This is a genomic window from Bacteriovorax sp. HI3, from assembly GCF_059738875.1.
Window position 1 is genome coordinate 774,532 of the sequence record NZ_AP026946.1, and the last position, 15,537, is coordinate 790,068.

14 protein-coding genes are annotated in these 15,537 nt (G+C 40.8%); 9 read left to right on the forward strand and 5 right to left on the reverse strand.

The window, feature by feature from the left end; translation table 11 throughout:
- Complete coding sequence (locus AC6JA8_RS03655; RefSeq protein ID WP_497975801.1) at window positions 1-948, forward strand: ATP-grasp domain-containing protein; 948 nt, start codon at window positions 1-3, stop codon at window positions 946-948.
- Here the strand turns inward: AC6JA8_RS03655 and AC6JA8_RS03660 are convergent.
- The 3 genes from AC6JA8_RS03660 to AC6JA8_RS03670 form a co-directional block, all read right to left on the reverse strand.
- Window positions 945-2,486, reverse strand: a complete 1,542-nt coding sequence (locus tag AC6JA8_RS03660; RefSeq protein WP_497975802.1) for a methyl-accepting chemotaxis protein — start codon at window positions 2,484-2,486, stop codon at window positions 945-947. The genes AC6JA8_RS03655 and AC6JA8_RS03660 overlap by 4 nt on opposite strands.
- Before the next feature lie 35 nt (window positions 2,487-2,521).
- Window positions 2,522-3,061, reverse strand: coding sequence for a hypothetical protein (locus tag AC6JA8_RS03665; RefSeq protein ID WP_497975803.1), 540 nt, complete (start codon window positions 3,059-3,061; stop codon window positions 2,522-2,524).
- Window positions 3,062-3,296: 235 nt separating this feature from the next.
- Window positions 3,297-3,980 (reverse strand): hypothetical protein, encoded by a 684-nt coding sequence (locus AC6JA8_RS03670; protein WP_497975804.1) that lies wholly within the window; start codon window positions 3,978-3,980, stop codon window positions 3,297-3,299.
- A 207-nt stretch (window positions 3,981-4,187) separates the two neighbouring features.
- On the opposite strand from AC6JA8_RS03670, the gene AC6JA8_RS03675 reads away from it, so the two are divergent.
- Together AC6JA8_RS03675 and AC6JA8_RS03680 are read left to right on the forward strand one after the other, a co-directional pair.
- The gene (locus tag AC6JA8_RS03675) at window positions 4,188-4,685 is read left to right on the forward strand and encodes a hypothetical protein (protein ID WP_497975805.1); all 498 of its coding nucleotides are present in this window, start codon (window positions 4,188-4,190) and stop codon (window positions 4,683-4,685) included.
- A gap of 10 nt (window positions 4,686-4,695) precedes the next feature.
- A complete protein-coding gene (locus AC6JA8_RS03680; RefSeq protein WP_497975806.1) occupies window positions 4,696-5,148 on the forward strand; it encodes a hypothetical protein in 453 nt (150 codons plus the stop codon).
- Here AC6JA8_RS03680 and AC6JA8_RS03685 read toward each other — a convergent pair.
- Window positions 5,141-6,112, reverse strand: coding sequence for a hypothetical protein (locus AC6JA8_RS03685; RefSeq protein WP_497975807.1), 972 nt, complete (start codon window positions 6,110-6,112; stop codon window positions 5,141-5,143). The two genes, AC6JA8_RS03680 and AC6JA8_RS03685, sit on opposite strands and share 8 nt — an antisense overlap.
- Before the next feature lie 135 nt (window positions 6,113-6,247).
- Here AC6JA8_RS03685 and AC6JA8_RS03690 point away from each other — a divergent pair, with 135 nt between their 5' ends.
- Window positions 6,248-7,702, forward strand: coding sequence for an ATP-binding protein (locus tag AC6JA8_RS03690; RefSeq protein ID WP_497975808.1), 1,455 nt, complete (start codon window positions 6,248-6,250; stop codon window positions 7,700-7,702).
- Here AC6JA8_RS03690 and AC6JA8_RS03695 read toward each other — a convergent pair.
- On the reverse strand, window positions 7,699-10,488 hold the full coding sequence (locus AC6JA8_RS03695; RefSeq protein ID WP_497975809.1) for a hypothetical protein: 2,790 nt from the start codon (window positions 10,486-10,488) through the stop codon (window positions 7,699-7,701). The two genes, AC6JA8_RS03690 and AC6JA8_RS03695, sit on opposite strands and share 4 nt — an antisense overlap.
- Before the next feature lie 247 nt (window positions 10,489-10,735).
- Between AC6JA8_RS03695 and AC6JA8_RS03700 the strand changes: the two genes are divergently transcribed.
- The 5 genes from AC6JA8_RS03700 (at window position 10,736) to AC6JA8_RS03720 (ending at window position 15,476) form a co-directional block, all read left to right on the forward strand.
- Window positions 10,736-11,353 carry a hypothetical protein gene (locus tag AC6JA8_RS03700; protein WP_497975810.1) on the forward strand — a complete coding sequence of 206 codons (618 nt, stop codon included), beginning with the start codon at window positions 10,736-10,738 and terminating at the stop codon, window positions 11,351-11,353.
- 23 nt (window positions 11,354-11,376) lie between these two features.
- On the forward strand, window positions 11,377-11,985 hold the full coding sequence (locus AC6JA8_RS03705; RefSeq protein WP_102242512.1) for an RsmD family RNA methyltransferase: 609 nt from the start codon (window positions 11,377-11,379) through the stop codon (window positions 11,983-11,985).
- Between the two features lie 57 nt (window positions 11,986-12,042).
- Window positions 12,043-13,275 (forward strand): pyridoxal phosphate-dependent aminotransferase, encoded by a 1,233-nt coding sequence (locus tag AC6JA8_RS03710; RefSeq protein WP_497975811.1) that lies wholly within the window; start codon window positions 12,043-12,045, stop codon window positions 13,273-13,275.
- A gap of 72 nt (window positions 13,276-13,347) precedes the next feature.
- Window positions 13,348-14,331: a hypothetical protein gene (locus AC6JA8_RS03715; protein ID WP_497975812.1), complete on the forward strand. Its 984-nt coding sequence runs from the start codon at window positions 13,348-13,350 to the stop codon at window positions 14,329-14,331.
- Complete coding sequence (locus tag AC6JA8_RS03720; protein WP_497975813.1) at window positions 14,328-15,476, forward strand: hypothetical protein; 1,149 nt, start codon at window positions 14,328-14,330, stop codon at window positions 15,474-15,476. The genes AC6JA8_RS03715 and AC6JA8_RS03720 overlap by 4 nt, the downstream gene beginning before the upstream one ends.
- Window positions 15,477-15,537 lie beyond the last annotated feature (61 nt).

Consider the following 15,537-nt stretch of genomic DNA (forward strand, 5'->3'; position numbering starts at 1 on the left):
ATGAAACATGTCCTTTTCATCGACCCCATCGAAAAATTAAATCCAAAAAAAGACAGCTCTCTGATGCTTGCGACAACGATGAAAGCACAAGGGATGGACGTTTACCTTCTTTTTGAAAAAGATTTCTACATCAATAACAAAGCTAAGAGTGTCTTCAAGCTTTATGATTTTGAAGGTGATTTTTATGAAGACGGTGCTTATTTAAAGCATTTTGCTCTAAAAGAACCCGTTGTCCTTGAAATGAATAAAGGGGATGTGATCCATATGCGCATCGATCCTCCTTTTGATACTCGCTATCTTCGTTACCTGTGGATGCTTCGTTATTACAGCACTCACGGCATTAAAGTTATGAACTCACCAGATGGAATCCTGAAATACAATGAAAAGCTTCACGCTTATACGCAAAAAGCTTCACTGGAAACTTATGTGGGAAGCAGTGTGGAAGGTTTTATGGGGTTTGTTGAACTGATGAAAAAAGATCATCAGGACCTGATCTTAAAACCTCTGGATCTTTACCAGGGTTTTGGAGTGGAAAAGGTGAGTATTAGTGAACCAAATCTTGCTTTTAAGTTTTCGGAAAAAGTAAAAGAAAATAATGGCGCCATCGTCGCTCAACCATTTTGCAAAGAAGTCGTTAACGGAGAGATCCGCTCACTTTATTTCAAAGGTCGTGAGTTGGGTTCAATTCTAAAAGTTCCAAAGAAGGGAGAGTTCCTGGCCAATATTGCTCAGGGGGCAGCTTTTCATGCAATTGAGCTTACACCGTCAGTAAAAAAAGAATGCGATCGCATTTGTGCTGAACTCGTACAAGAGGGTGTCGATTGGGTGGCCTTTGATATTATGGGGGACAATGTCTCTGAAATTAATATCACGTGCCCAGGCCTTTTAGTGGAAGTGAGTTTCGCCCACAAAAAGAACCTGGCCCTGGATATTATTAAAGCGCTTTAACTCTTTTTCCCGTCGAGCATAATCACAAGGTCATCAACGATTTTCCCCAGGGATTCAGACTGGTCATTGAGTTTTGCTGACATTTGCAGCGATTCCTGAGCGACCTGTTCACTCTTATTGGCCACATCGTTGAGTTGAAGCATTGATTTATTCACTTCTTCAATTCCTTTACTCTGCTCTTGAGTCCCGGCATTGATTTCTTCCAGAATATTGCAGATGTTTTCCGATTCAGAGCTGATCTGATCGAAAATAACGTTACAGTTTTCAGCGTTTTTATTTCCTTCTTCGATTGTATGGCGACCGCTTTCAACGATTCCTACCATTGATGACTGGGATTTTTTAACAATGTCATTAACTCGAGAAACACTCGTCCCTAAAAGAGATGAGATTTCATTGGCCGCCTGACCACTCATGATCGCCAGGTTTCCAATTTCTTCGGCCACAACTGCAAACCCTTTTCCGTGTTCTCCGGCGCGGGCCGCTTCTACTGAAGCGTTAAAAGAAAGAAGTTTTGTTTGGAAAACGATATCATTAATGATTTTTGTCTTTTCATCAATATTTTGAATGACGTTGACCACTTCAGCGAACTCTTTGTCGTTTTTAGTGATCTGATCGACCATTTGTTTATTTGACAGGCTGATCTGATTGATTGAAGCAAGCATCTGGGCGATGGCCTCTTTTCCTTCTGCAATCTTGACCTGGCTGTCTTTTGCATTTTTAGTAGAGATCTGGACATTGTTGCGGTTGATGTCCGTCATTTGAGAAATTTCCTGAACGGCCTGAGAGGTCGCCTGGATTGTTGCGTTTTGCTCTGTCGATGATTCTGACAAGAAGTCGCTGGTTGTCGCTACTTTTGCTGATGTTTCATTAAGAGTGACCGTGCTTAAGTTCAATTGCTCTGAAATTTGTTTTAAGACCTGAACAAGCCCCTTGCGGAAACTTAATCCTCCAATAATGATAACAAGAATCATTAAAACACTTGCGGCGATCACAGAGTACTTCAGCTTGACGGCCTGGGCTTCTGATTCCTGAATAAAAGTTTGAGTTTTTTGTCTAACACCATCACCCTGAGTTTCCAGTTCTTGCAGTGCCTGAAGATAGATGGGGCTGACATCGCCGATAAAATACTCGATAGCTTCTGATGTTTTTCCCAGAAGAATCATCTTATCTACGAGATGATTTACTTTTTCTTCGTAGCTTTTATCAATTTCAGAAATTTTTTGGCAGTCGAACTTACACTCTTGAATATCTTTTTGAACTTCCTTCATTTTATCTTTAAGCTTGGTAATACCAGCTTCAAGATTATCCGGATCTTTCTCCGTAATAAGTGGAGAAATTCCTGATTGGATAGAAGAGATATCAATCGAAAGGGCAATGATGCTGTTGCTTGAAGCTGCACTTTCCTGAGAAGCTTTCAGTAAGCTCCCCATGTTTTTTTGAATACTCGTCACAGTAAAGAGAGAGGATAAGAAGCTGATCACCACGACCCCAAAGACCACGGTTAGAAGGTATTTTTGTAATCCTAGTTTCTTTAGCATTGATATTCTCTCTCTTCTTTACTGTTATTAACGAATTATTTTAATTTTGTGATTGAGTAACCAACAGTCATTGAACCGATTGGCTTACCACCATCCATAACCGGCACTGCAACTTGAATAGACTTTAGTCCAGTCGACTCATCCATTTCAATTGATCCTTGCCAAGTTTTTCCGGCCATTGGGTCATCGTGCTTTGGTTTTCCTTTGTGTGACCAGTTTGATGTCTTTGAAAGGAAAGCCACTTTTGTCCCATCAGCAGCATTTACGAAAATTTCAGTAACCATGTCGTTCTTTTTTGTTTTTAAATATTCACCAGCAGGGTTCTTAGAGAAGTAACGAACTTTTGGGTCAAGAACTGGAAGGTCTTTCCACTTGTCTTGAGTCATGTCTTTGTAGTCTGCCAGTGCTGTAGCATTAACTGCTTTTACAGCATCGACTACTTTCGGATCGCTTGCCAGTTTTTTCATTTCTTCAACTTGCTTGTTAAGCGCAGCTGTTTGTTCTGGTGTTAGTGCTTCTGCAAATGCACCGGCCATAAGAAAAGTCGACAACATTAAGCTCAGAAAAAATTTCATGTGTGCTCCTATTTGGGTTGAGATCAAATGTGTGCTTATATATCGAATCGAATACGGAAAAACTGTTGAGTTTGAGAGCTAAAAATGCATAATGAAGCAAAAATTAAGTTGTTAGGTAAGCATAAGGTCAATAGTTTTATTTGTTTTATTCTAAGCAGATTTTTACTTGCATGGAAAAGGCAAAAAAAAAGGAGAGGTGAACCTCTCCTTTTTTATTTTTTTGATATCAGTTTTTTTATAATGTAGCGTACTCAACTTTTAATCCAACACACTCAGTTGGTCCACCTGAGTTGTATGGAATGTCTGCATATGGACAATATAGTTTTCCACTAGATGCTTTACATCTGTGATCCGTAAGCACTTCGACAACTTCCAGGATAAATGGGCTAGAGCTTCCGCTTGGAACAGTAAATTCAGCGACAGAAGAGTATGCACTTGTTGAAGCATCAGCAACCAGAGTTTGTGTTTCACCTAAGCTTGATCCAGATTTTCTCAACATCAGCTTAACTTGCATTTTAGAGAAATTGTTAGTGGTAAATGTTGAACAAGCCTTTGCCGCATGTGATGGATTGGCCAGTGCTGTTCCACCAGTAACTCTAAAGGCCTTGATTCTTACTGCAAATCTTGCATCAGCTTGAAACGAATTAGGATCAATATAAGAAGGAAGATTGTTGGCCGATGACCAATACAAGCTATTTGTTCCCGGACCTTGAATTGTTAGATCTGGAAGAGCAGTGCTAAATGTATAAGTTGTCCCAGATGATCCCGTTCCCGTACTTGTTCCTGAGCCATTGTCAGTCGAAGGATTGGTAATATAGTTATTTGTCACTGATTTCCCTGTCGTCTTCTGACCACAGCCTGTAACCGCAACGGTCGAAAGGAGTAATACAAGGAAGGACACTTTTTTCATATTCATCATAAAAAAACCCTGGGTTTTTAAGTTTCTCCATTGTCTATTCGACTGGTTTGGTAAATTTCTTGAAAATTATATAAATCTTGGGCCAAAACATCCTTTCATTGAACTTAAGTCATTGATTCCACATCGGCAGCCCAGTTGTAAACAGTTTAGGGGAAGGGTAGAATAGAAAGACCCAAACCTATGGATGGTTTTGGCGTAAGAATCAAGATGAAAACTTTAGACCTAGAAAAATACATTCAAAATTTAAGCACTGACCTCTACAGCTTCGCTTTTATTTTAATCCCCGATGACCTGCAGGCCACACAGCTGATGATTGATTCAGTGAGTGCTTTTATGATCCAAAAAAAGGATTTGATTGAGAGCCTGACTAAAAAAGGTGAATCGCATCTGCTGGCCAGTACAGAAGATATCAAGATTCAACTTTATAAGTTGATGTATGAGATGTCGAAAAAACGCTATCACCAGTTACGCATGAGTTTTAAGAATGTAGAGGACAACTCTGGCTTTTTTGCCCTGGAGTTTGACGATAAAGCGGTTCTATTCCTGCAAGAAAGAACTGATTTTTCTATGGAAATTATGGAGTTCATCCTTGGGAAAACCAAAACGGAAGTTCTCGCTCATTTATATTCAGCCCGTATCGCCATGGTCTCAGAATTGACTTCGGTGCAAACGGCGTTCGTTCAAGGCCCACGAGGCCACAACTAAGGATTATTAATTGGACAGTAGTAGGCGCAATGTAATTGTATCAGCACCAGTTTTAAGACCTGCAAGTGACAACTGTATTCATGCAAAAAATGTTTTCTCTCTTTTAGATTTAACAGAAGAAGAGGAAAGCTTTCATAAGATCAAAAAGCACATGGACACTTGTCCGGTTTGTGAAAGTGCTTTTAGAAAATTCGAGCAAAAGAATCTGGAAATCAAAGTTTTTATTCCGAAGCCGCAAATTGATTCGGAGACAAAAATGGTTTTTGAGAGTGAGGTGCACGAGCTTTTTAAAACTTTTGATCTCAATGAAAAAACTCGTTTGAGAAAAAAGATCAAATCAAACTTCAAAAAAATCGACATGGCCGGATTGGATTTTGTTAAAAATCTGGGCTCAAAAAATATGCTAAAGACCTACGCTCTAGGCGCAGTTCTCTTTGTTATTCTGAGACAATTTTTTAATTAATATTGATCTGGTAAAAAATGGAAAATTTCTTTCCCTTCTTATAACTTTTAGGAGGGTTGGGAAGGTTGAGTTGTTTTAGAGTTTCTTCAAAAAAGTAGTGAAGGTCATCGTTGGTTGAAGATTTAAGAATCTTGACCACCATAATGTTTCCTTCTTCATCGTAATCAACTTTTCCCAATAGAAAATCTTTTTTATCAAAAGCGCGCATGATGCCTGGGCGCTCAATGGCGATCTTGTCGAAGGTCGCTTCGATTTTAGAAGCGTATGACGTATACATTCTCACATAGAAGCTGTAATTGGCCTTCTCATCAGAGTTGAGTTCATCTTCTGAAATTCCTTCAGGACGCTCAGATCTGATTTCTAGGTTAGAAATTCTTTGTGTAGGTCTATTGGGTGGAGGTGTGTAGTTTCTGGCCGCTTCCCTTTTAATAATTTCCTGCTCATTCGATTTAGGAATATAAGACTGCTTTTTTGGATTGAAGTAAAAGTGATTTCCGCTGTCGTTAACAGAAGGTGTAGGGGCCTTGATCAGATCACTCGCAGAAAAACTTGGTTTCTGATTTCCAGAAGCTTTAGGCCCTGGAAGATCGGGAGCAAGGTTGGCCATTGATAGCTGGTTTTGAGGAGCTCCAGGGGCCCCTTGTGTCGGCTTTGTAGGAGGTTGTGGAGTTGGAGAAGTCTGCCTTTGGGCCTTTGTTTGAAAAGAAAGATCAGGGCGGTAATCTTTTTTCTTACCATCTTTGACTCCCACTCTTCTAAAGGGCTCGACCTCTTCAGGTTTCATGATCTTAATTTGATCAAGCCTTAGTGGAGTCTTTAAGTTTTTTGTCGTTTGCGAAAGCTGGTTTAAGAACTCAATATTCTGTAGATCGCCTTTCACAAAGGCAAGAATTGCCGCATGCAGGACGATAGCGGCGAGAAAAGAGATGAGATATTTGGACTTTGAATCCTTATTCCTGATCATTTCGATATCTTACAACTTCTCCCTAGGAAAACACAGGTATTTTTATCCTATATGTTGACCCTGATCCGTCACGGAGTAAAATTATATTGGGCAAGAGTGCCCTGGATCTCAAAACTTTGCAAGGATTGCAATTTCATGAAAAAGCTAGCCAACGTTCTCGAAAGCAAAAGAAGTATCGCCGGGCTTTGCCTTCTGGCAGGACTGATTTTCACAACATATAGAATTCAGGAAAATTCGGGACAGATCAAGCGCTTAACAAACTTTGAAAGTGGAATTCAAACGTGTTTTACGCGTGTGAACCAAACATACACAGCGAACCTTCTAGGTGACACAGGATCAACTTACCTGACACAGAATTTCCAAAATCTAACAGAAGAATGTTTAGCAGAGGGGATTTTGACTGTTGAAAACTCTTTTTCAAAAGAGCTTTCAGGAGCAGCAAAACAACTTTCTAACCTCGCTTCAAACGTTCACTGGTTCCATGAAGATATTCTTGCTCCTAATGGGGCGAAGTCGATGGCCACCAATGGTGAGTCGAGAGATGTAGGAACTCGTTTTGAAAAAATCGAAACGACTAAAGATGAGATCCTAGAATCGACAAACTCATTTAAAGCAGAAATTACAAATTCTTTAAACCAACAGAAAAATATTTTCTATATTTCAGCGACTCTTTTAGTTATTCTAATGTTAGCTGAATACATGAGTCTGACTCGCCGTCGTCTTTCAAACAATGCACGTGAGAAAGAAGCGCAGGCCGAACTTCTGGATAACGGAGGGGCGACCAGCGTAAAAGTAGGGGAGATTATCCGCGTAGCTTTAGAGCAAAACGACTTGATCAATTGCTCGAAGCTTTTTGCTAATTTCCATGCTTACACGACACTGGAAAAAGGGAAAAACAAGATGTCACTTGAGACACTTGTCACTCCAATGACAAAAGCAGTGGCCTCTACTTCAGTTAAAAATATTGACCAAATTTGGGAAGACGATTCGATTGGAGTTTCTGCCGATAGCACTATGAATACGCAACTTAATGATATTAACCTGGAGCAACTGAGCTCTTCTGTTGTAGATCTTTTAACTGAAAAACTTTTCTCTCAAGGTGTACAGATCGATATTAACATTCCTGAGAACCTGATGATTAAAGGGCGCCAGGAAGATATGGAGCAGACTCTTTATCACCTGTTTGCTTATGCGATTAATTCAACTCAATCAGAAAACGGCGAAAAGAACATTTCTGTTTTCGCTCATAAACTAGGTGACGTGGTTGCCTTTGACCTGATCCACTCTGGGGCCGGCTTTGATGAGGCCATCTTGAAGCAGAGATCGGGACTAAGTGACGGAAACGGGAACCTGGATCTGGATCTACAAATTTGTCAGTCACTTCTAAGTGAAATCCAGGCAAAAGTTCAGCTGGATAATAAGATGGACCAAAACGGAAACGTGATTGGTGGACGAGTGAAAATCATCTTTAAAGCGGGAACAGCAGTTCAAGTTGCTTCTTCTACTCAAGGGAAACTTGTTGACCTTAAAGTGGGAAGTAAAAAAGAAATTCTTGCGGGATTTGCTGCAGGAAACGGCCAAATAAACTAACGACTCACTTCAGTTCTTAAAATGCCAGCGATCAGCTCTTCTGTATCTTTCAGAAGGGCGATCTTGGTTGATTTCAATTCTTCAAATTTATTCGTCGCCATTTCCAGGTCGTGAGAGCTTGGGATTCTTAGATTTAAAAGAATATCAGCAATCTTAATTCCGACAGCGCCTTGAAGGATGAACTTAATAAAGTGGATCATCGGCGCATTGGCGTGAAGGTGAATAATATCCTTATCCTGGAATTTGAAAATCAGGACAGTCGAATCGTCTGTTGTCTTGATATGCAGAGAAGACAGAGGAAGTTGAAGGTCCTGGTTGCTCTTAATTTTGTACTCAACGTACACATCGTCATTCTTAGGATAAATGGCGTATGTTTTAAGTTTTACCAGCTCGCTTGAAATCAGAGAGTTTCCAAAGTTAAAGCTTTGCGGTTTGCCGTCTTCCAGTTCTTCAACCAGAGACTTCATTTGCAGTTTAAAGTGCGACAGAAGGCTTAACAGGTGCCAAGGGTACTCTGCAGCCTCGCGTGCTAGCTGGCCTTTTAAAACTTCAAATCTTTGCTTTAAATCAAGCGGGTGAAGATTTTTGATCTCGCGTGCATCTAGGTCCAGAAGACTGAAGGCATGTTTTGTTCTTTCCGGCATGAAGTGCGCTTTTGCAAAGAAACTTGGAACAAGCAGTGATCTTAGTTTTGCTTTTAATTTTGTCGGTCCATCAGAGAGCTGAAGCTGAATAATCTGGTGACCAAGCATTGAAGAGAAGTATTCTCTAAAAACGTTCAGGTTAATGGCCGGGTGTTTCGGTGTTAGACCAAAGTAATGGTAGAAGGCCGTCCCGTATTGTTCTAGCTTCCCACGGTAAGCATCAATCGGTGTTAATTCGATTCTGATGTCCATTGGATCATTTTGGTTAACGATCAGAAGAAGAGGGAATTGTTTTTCAGGTCCAAATTTCAGACCTAGCAGTTCACTTGAAAGGCTTCTTTTCCCTTGAGTGAAGTCTTCTGGAACAATCGGCTCAATAGCAAAGAATGTATCAAGCGATGTTGAACTCTTCGTCAGGTTTTTAAAGAAGCTTGGGTGAGGAAGATGCCCTGATTCTTTGTTTGATACTGAAGATACAAGTTTTCCACCAATAATGGCATCCTGGTGAAACTCAAAGAAAATATCTTTTTCTACTTCGCTGACAAAAATCGGCGTCGTAATCGGGTTCTTGTGCTTAATAAAACTTTGTAGTTCTTCAACTAGTTTGTTGAACTTGTTAAAGCGAGTTAGGTTTCCTTTAAATTCGAATGAAAGACAAGACTCTTTTGTTTTGCGGCTGACTTCGAATAAGTGCTTATTGGCCACAGGCTCTGCAGTTCTTCTCGTCAGGATATAAGCAAAGTGAGCGATTTCACCTTTTCCTTTTAGCTCTTCCATATTGATAGCAGCTTCAACTTTAAAATCTTTTAAAAGTTGCTCTACGCGCTCGCTTTGGCTTGGAACGAAAAGTTTCTGGTTCGTAAAGACATACACCATCGCATCTTTTTTCAGCATCGCTTTTTGAGCAAGGATTTGCTGAACCAGGAAGTGGTGTGGGTTAGTCTTGGGAAGCTCAGTTAAATTTAAAACAATACGGTTATAAAGTGTATCGCCGCTTGGAAGCTCGCCTAAGTTAAAGAACGAAGCCTGGCCCAGGCCATCGACTGGATCTTGCTTGTATTTCTCGCGCATGATCTTGCAGATGAAAGGGACAATTTCATACCTGTGTTCAGCGGCAATTCTTGTCAGGAAGCTTAGGAATTGAAGCTCCTGGCAGATTTTAAGGAATTGGCCATCGATAAATTCAGAGCCTTCAAACTCCGGACAAATCAGGTTATTCCATTGAGAGATTTTTACGTTTGTCTCTTGAGCTAGCCAGTGAGACAGGGCCATTGAAGAAACATGGTTTCCAACGAAACGAGTGTTGATCGTTTTAGGAAGGATGCATACTTTTTCGCCAGCAAATGTTTTCTTTTTGCTTTCTGGTTTTAGCCAGGTTGGGAACTTGATTAAAAGTTCATTAACCAATAGACCAAACGTTAAGTGAGACAGTGAGTGAGAGTAATTTCTGATAGAGTAGATCTTGTCATCTTTTGGAGTTGAGATCAGTTTAATCAGCTCTGTCAGTGTCACGTTTTCAAAAGCGACTTTTAGTTTTAACAGAGAGTCTTTGTACTCGAGAGTTGGACGGTACCAGCTGTACTGGTTAATCTGAAGTGAGTCACATAAAAGCTCAGTCGAGCTGTCTTTTACGAAGATCTTTCCCAGGAAAGAAAGTGGGTTCATCAGAACGTCTTCTGTCACTACTAGTCTTTGTTCCTTTGCCAGGTCCATGATGAACTTGATACGGAAAAGATAAATAGCAACAGCTCTGAAGCAGTGAACTTTTAAAAAGTCGTCGATGTGTTTTTTTAAGGGAGAAGACTCATCCTGAAAGTGCAGCCAGAAATCCTGGTGCTGTCCCAGAAGAGACTTGTCTAATTTAGCGTATTCAGCAAAGTGCATGAATTCGTGGTACGTCTGAAGCTTCATCGACTTGTTGACTGAGCACGATTTTTTGAACAGTGCTTGAGCGTCGATTGAAAGATTGCTTAGAGTATTTTTGATAACGATGGCCGAAGCCGTAATCAGGCCTTCGCCTTTCCAGCCCGGGATAAAAAATTCAGAAGGATTAAATTGGGTAGGCGACGCCGTCTCGTCAATTACTGACGATGAGAAACTGTCTTTCATCCAAGACTGTTGTGGTCTACTGTTGTGATCCAACTTTTTAATCCTAAAAAATAACCAACCAATTCAATTTGTTTTTGGCATAAAATAGTGACAAACACCCCACAGGAAGTCATGGAAAAAGTGCAGTTTTTTTATAGTTTTTTTTAATGGAACCTACCGAAAATACTGGGATATGAGAAACATCTAAAGATATTAATCCCTAAAGTCGATAAGAAACCATGAAAGTCGCGTTAATTGCGTAGTTTCATTAGCGTTTATTTTGTTTTTACGAGGGGCGTCTATGGCCAGTGATATTTTTGATGATGTTGATGCAATTCTAGCCGCAGAAGAGGGTCTTGAAGAAGATAAGAACTTCAACGAGTCTGAACTTCAGGACATCATGTCTGAAATTGAAGACCTCGAAAAAGAATTTACGCAAGAAGAGAAGGTCATGAGTCTTCAAGATAAAATCGAAGCAGAGCTTGCGATGGAAATGGAGATGGGATCATTTGAAGAAACGACACCTGAGACTTCAGTCGCTGAAGCGGCAGTAGAAGTTGAAGCTATGGACGTGATGGAAGCTGTGGCCGCAGTCGAAGAGGTGGCACCAGTAGCGCAAGTTTTATCATTTGAAAAACCAACAACACCAGCACCTGTGGCCACAACGACGACGACAACTTCGACGTCTGGTGTGTCTTTCCAGGCGCAGGGTTCAATGGCCCTTAACCTTGATTTCAAAGTCGGGGAAGAGAGCGCAAAACTTACGATTGACCCTGTCAAAGGATTGGTCGTGACAGTTTCCGGAGTGGAACTTTGTATCAGCGAAGATTCTGGATGCACAGTTTCGATGGAAAATGGAATGAAGTTCACAATTCCTTTGTCGACACAAACAAATTCGCTTAAAAAGAAAGCAGCTTAACTCTTACAAGTGGAGATGCTTTTTTGAGCCTAAAAATCCTGGGCGGTTTTGCCCGCGGACAAGTTCTTGCTGTACCCAAAGGCGATTTAATCAGACCAACTTCTGTCATGCTCAGACGTAGAATTTACGACTTCTATCAAGACATGGATGGTGTGACGTTTGTCGATCTTTGTGCTGGTTCAGGAGCGATGGGTTTTGAAGCATGGTCGAGAGGTGCTTTTCGCATTTATCTCAATGAAGTCAACCGCCACGTTTTAAAAACGCTGGAAGAAAACCGCGAAAATTTACTGGTCCGCAATCACCATAAAAAAAATGGTGAGATCCTCTGCAGCCATTTCCCTGCGGAAAAACTCATTAAACAATTTAGAGTTGATTATGAAAAACTTACTGATGCTCAAAAAGAAGAGACGGTGATTTTTCTCGATCCACCTTATTCAGAAAAAAATATTTATATCGACGTCATCAAATACCTCCAGGCAGAGCCATGGTTTTTTGGTCAACTTTGGGTCGAGTCCGATCCGAAAAAAGGGATTCCTAAAGAGGCCCTGAGTGATATGGGACTCAAAGCAGAGAAGATTTACGAGCAGGGCGACAGCTATATCTTTGTCACGAATTTTCCCCAACTTCCTTAAAGTATGCTCTAATTAAATAGTACTCATTAAGACAAAAGATTTGTCGAAGGATTTGCTATGGAACTTAGTTCGCGTGTAAAAGGCATGGCCGAAAGTGTGACCTTGAAGCTTAACTCAAAAGCAGTGGAGCTTGCTGAAAAAGGTCAACAAGTCTACAACCTGACAGCGGGACAACTTCCTTTCAGACCACCACAAGATTTTATCGATGCTATTAGAAGTGAACTCGATTTTTTAAAATCATATCAATACTCGCCGGTTGGCGGATTTGTCGATCTTAGACAAAAAATTATCCAGCACATTGAAGAGACCAGAGGAATTAATTTTTCTGCTGACGTTTTAGATGGTGTTGATTTTGATTGTGTGATTTCTAACGGTGCAAAACACTCGATCTCAAATATCCTGGGAGCTTTAATTAACCCGGGAGATGAAGTGATCATCATTTCTCCTTACTGGATTTCTTACCCTGAAATGATCAAGTTCTGCCGTGGGGTTCCGGTTGAAGTCAAGTCGTCAATCTTCGATGTTTTCACTCCACCGCTTGCAGAAATCAGGAAGGCGATTTCAGAAAAAACAAAAGCGATTATTATCAATAGTCCAAATAACCCGGCGGGAGTTCATTACTCAGATGAGTGGATGAGTGAGTTTGCAGATTTGCTTTTAGAGCATCCGGGAATTGCAGTTATCAGTGACGAAATTTATTTTGAAGTATGTTATTACGATCCAAAACCAACTTATTTTTACCAGAAGAAACCTGAACTTTTAAAGCGCACAATTATTGTTGATGGTATTTCAAAGGCCTTCGCTTCAACAGGTCTTCGCATTGGTTATTGTGTGGCCCCAAAAAATATTTGTAAGGGGATTGAGAATCTTCAGGGACAGTTAACCAGCAGTGCAAACTCGCTGGTGCAGAGAGCGATGATGAATTACAACTTCGCCAACTCTGCTCAATTTTTAACACCCGTTAAAAACCACCTGCGCGATAATGCGACGATTATCAGAGAGAAATTAAGAGAAAATGATTTGATGAAGTGCTGGTATCAACCAGTTTCTGCTTTTTATTTTATGATCGATTTCACTCAGACTCCGGTCTTTAAAAAATACCAAAAAGACAAAACAGACACCACGGACTACGCCATCCAAATTTGCGAAGACATGCTTAACAATTTGGGAGTGGTGATTGTTCCAGGGACTGATTTTGGAATGAGTAATTCCGCCCGAATAAGTCTGGTACTGCATAAAGAAGTGTTTTCTGAGGCCATTGAAAAAATCGTTAAGTTCCTGCACGGATAAGAGCGACAAAAATTGCCCCTGATATCATCTTATACCTCAAAAAGGCATAATTTTAGATAGGGGAATTTTACCATGCTCAGATCTCTCATTAACAACTCTCTTTTCATTCTTGCCTGCACGCTTTTTGTGGCGTGTGGAAAAAGCACGGAAGAGGAAGTGAAGGACGCTGTTTTAAGCGCCAACATTCTTCTTTCAAGAAAAGAGTGTCAGCCGGCCATTGATCTTTTAGAAGGCATGGGAAGACAAAATAAAAATGCGAATTACCTGAAGGCCTTATCGAGTGCCTATGCTTGTAGAGCAGGGTATTCGACCATCACTTTTTTTGCTGATGATATTTCTAAAACGGCTTCGCCAGCTCCTCTCGGGGGAATGACCCTTTATTCGACTTCACAGGTCACCGCAACTTCACCTTTAACAGATGATTCTAAGTTTAGAGATCTACAGACAGCAATTGATATTCTTGCATATGCTGGTGGAATTGCTTCTACAGTAGAGCCAAGTTCAGCAGAAAGATTAAAATATTTCTCTGTAAACCAAGCAGGAGATATCAACACTCAACTTGCGTTTATGGTTTTAGTTCAAACTGGCAAATTAATGAAAGTTTATTCTGATGCAAATTCTTCTGGTGTAAAGGGAGGAGGTTCTGGATCGAATAACTGCTTTACTGATTATACGACGACAGATGCTTCTACTGTGCAAGCTTATTTAGGATTGGGAGAAACAGGTGCCTGCACTTCTGCCAATTCATCACATCCACAGCTCGCTCTGGGGGTAAGCGGTCGTAGAAAAAGATTGTGTGAGGGGGTTGTCCTGTTGAATGCTATTTTGGATCTCTTGCCAAATATTGTGGCAACAGCCGGTGGGGGAGACCTAGATGCAATTAAAGATATGACCAATGATATTCAAGAGAAAAAAGATGAATTAGCGTCTATGGACTCAAGCTACACAGCGACAATGAATGTTTTGAGTCAAACCAACTGTGAAACTTCGACAGATATCACTGAAGTTACTCTTTCTTCATATTATGCAATCTTTTTTGAGTCTTTAGTTAAATGAGTAAAAGGTTTTTTAGCCTATTCATCGCCTTAATCTCCCTGAGTGCATTTGCTCAGGAAGTAGGTTATATCGGCAGAAGCCCTCGCGCTCAACTCATGGGTGACGCTTACACGGCCATTGCTGATGACGAGTACACACTATTTTACAATCCGGCCGCTCTTGGACGAAATAAGGGAGTGAGTTTTACTCCGCTTGCCTTTAACCTTGGCGGGTCAAATGTTATTGATGACCCGGATAAATTTAAAGACTTCCCCAAAAGTGATCCGGCCGCTATCGCCAATAGAATTCTCAATTACCCGGTTTCTGTTCAGGCCTCGACTTTTCCTGGGCTGAAAATGGCCACGTTTGGTTTTAACCTCTTTGCCAGTTCAAAAACCAATATGGTGTTAAGAAATGCGATTCACCCCATTCTCGATGTAGATTATCGCTATGACCGCGGTTTTATCGCTGGTTTTGCTTACAACGTTGGAAGTGGAGCCTACTCTTCACGCATCAATAAAAGATCTTCTAAAACAAAAATCAATTCAGGTAAACGTCTCTCGATCGGGATCGCTGTCAAACACGTCGGTCGCGAAGGGATGGCGGATCAATACGATCTTTTTGGGACGACACTTTTAAATAAAATTAACTCGGGAAACACAGATATTAACGATCTTAAAAAAGCTCTCGGTTATTCTAAAGGTAAAGCTTGGGGAGTAGATTTAGGAGCGGAGTATGCGTATTCTTCAGGCCGCAGTCTTTTTACGGCCGGCGTTTCTATCTTAGATGTCGGGACAACTCGTTTTACAAAAACAGAAGGGGTTGGAGAAGTTCCAGATCAGGATATGACGGTTAATACCGGTGTGGCCTACAAGCAGGACTTTGGTCTTTTTGATTACACTTTATCTGCCGATATTCGTCCTTTAACCAGTACAATTGATATTTCACGCAAATTCCACTTTGGAACAGAACTTTCACTCCCATTGCTATCGCTTAACGCTGGTTGGAGTGAAGGGTATCTTTCTTATGGTGGCTCACTTAAGTTATGGCCAGTTAAACTCACTGCCGGATTCTACGGCGTCGAAGTGGGTTCTAAATTCCGCGAACAAGAAGCTAAGAGATTCGTCGTCTATTTAAGTCTTTTCGACTTTTCTTTTGATATCTAATTCTCTACAATTTTTATCAAGAGACATCGAATACCAATAAGGGAAATCCGACTATTTCGCT

Excerpts from the sequence above, each read along its gene's own strand:
- AC6JA8_RS03655 (WP_497975801.1), top strand. The coding sequence starts at position 1 with ATGAAACATGTCCTTTTCATCGACCCCATCGAAAAATTAAATCCAAAA.
- AC6JA8_RS03660 (WP_497975802.1), bottom strand. The coding sequence starts at position 2,486 with ATGCTAAAGAAACTAGGATTACAAAAATACCTTCTAACCGTGGTCTTT.
- AC6JA8_RS03665 (WP_497975803.1), bottom strand. The coding sequence starts at position 3,061 with ATGAAATTTTTTCTGAGCTTAATGTTGTCGACTTTTCTTATGGCCGGT.
- AC6JA8_RS03670 (WP_497975804.1), bottom strand. The coding sequence starts at position 3,980 with ATGATGAATATGAAAAAAGTGTCCTTCCTTGTATTACTCCTTTCGACC.
- AC6JA8_RS03675 (WP_497975805.1), top strand. The coding sequence starts at position 4,188 with ATGAAAACTTTAGACCTAGAAAAATACATTCAAAATTTAAGCACTGAC.
- AC6JA8_RS03685 (WP_497975807.1), bottom strand. The coding sequence starts at position 6,112 with ATGATCAGGAATAAGGATTCAAAGTCCAAATATCTCATCTCTTTTCTC.
- AC6JA8_RS03690 (WP_497975808.1), top strand. The coding sequence starts at position 6,248 with ATGAAAAAGCTAGCCAACGTTCTCGAAAGCAAAAGAAGTATCGCCGGG.
- AC6JA8_RS03700 (WP_497975810.1), top strand. The coding sequence starts at position 10,736 with ATGGCCAGTGATATTTTTGATGATGTTGATGCAATTCTAGCCGCAGAA.
- AC6JA8_RS03710 (WP_497975811.1), top strand. The coding sequence starts at position 12,043 with ATGGAACTTAGTTCGCGTGTAAAAGGCATGGCCGAAAGTGTGACCTTG.
- AC6JA8_RS03715 (WP_497975812.1), top strand. The coding sequence starts at position 13,348 with ATGCTCAGATCTCTCATTAACAACTCTCTTTTCATTCTTGCCTGCACG.
- AC6JA8_RS03720 (WP_497975813.1), top strand. The coding sequence starts at position 14,328 with ATGAGTAAAAGGTTTTTTAGCCTATTCATCGCCTTAATCTCCCTGAGT.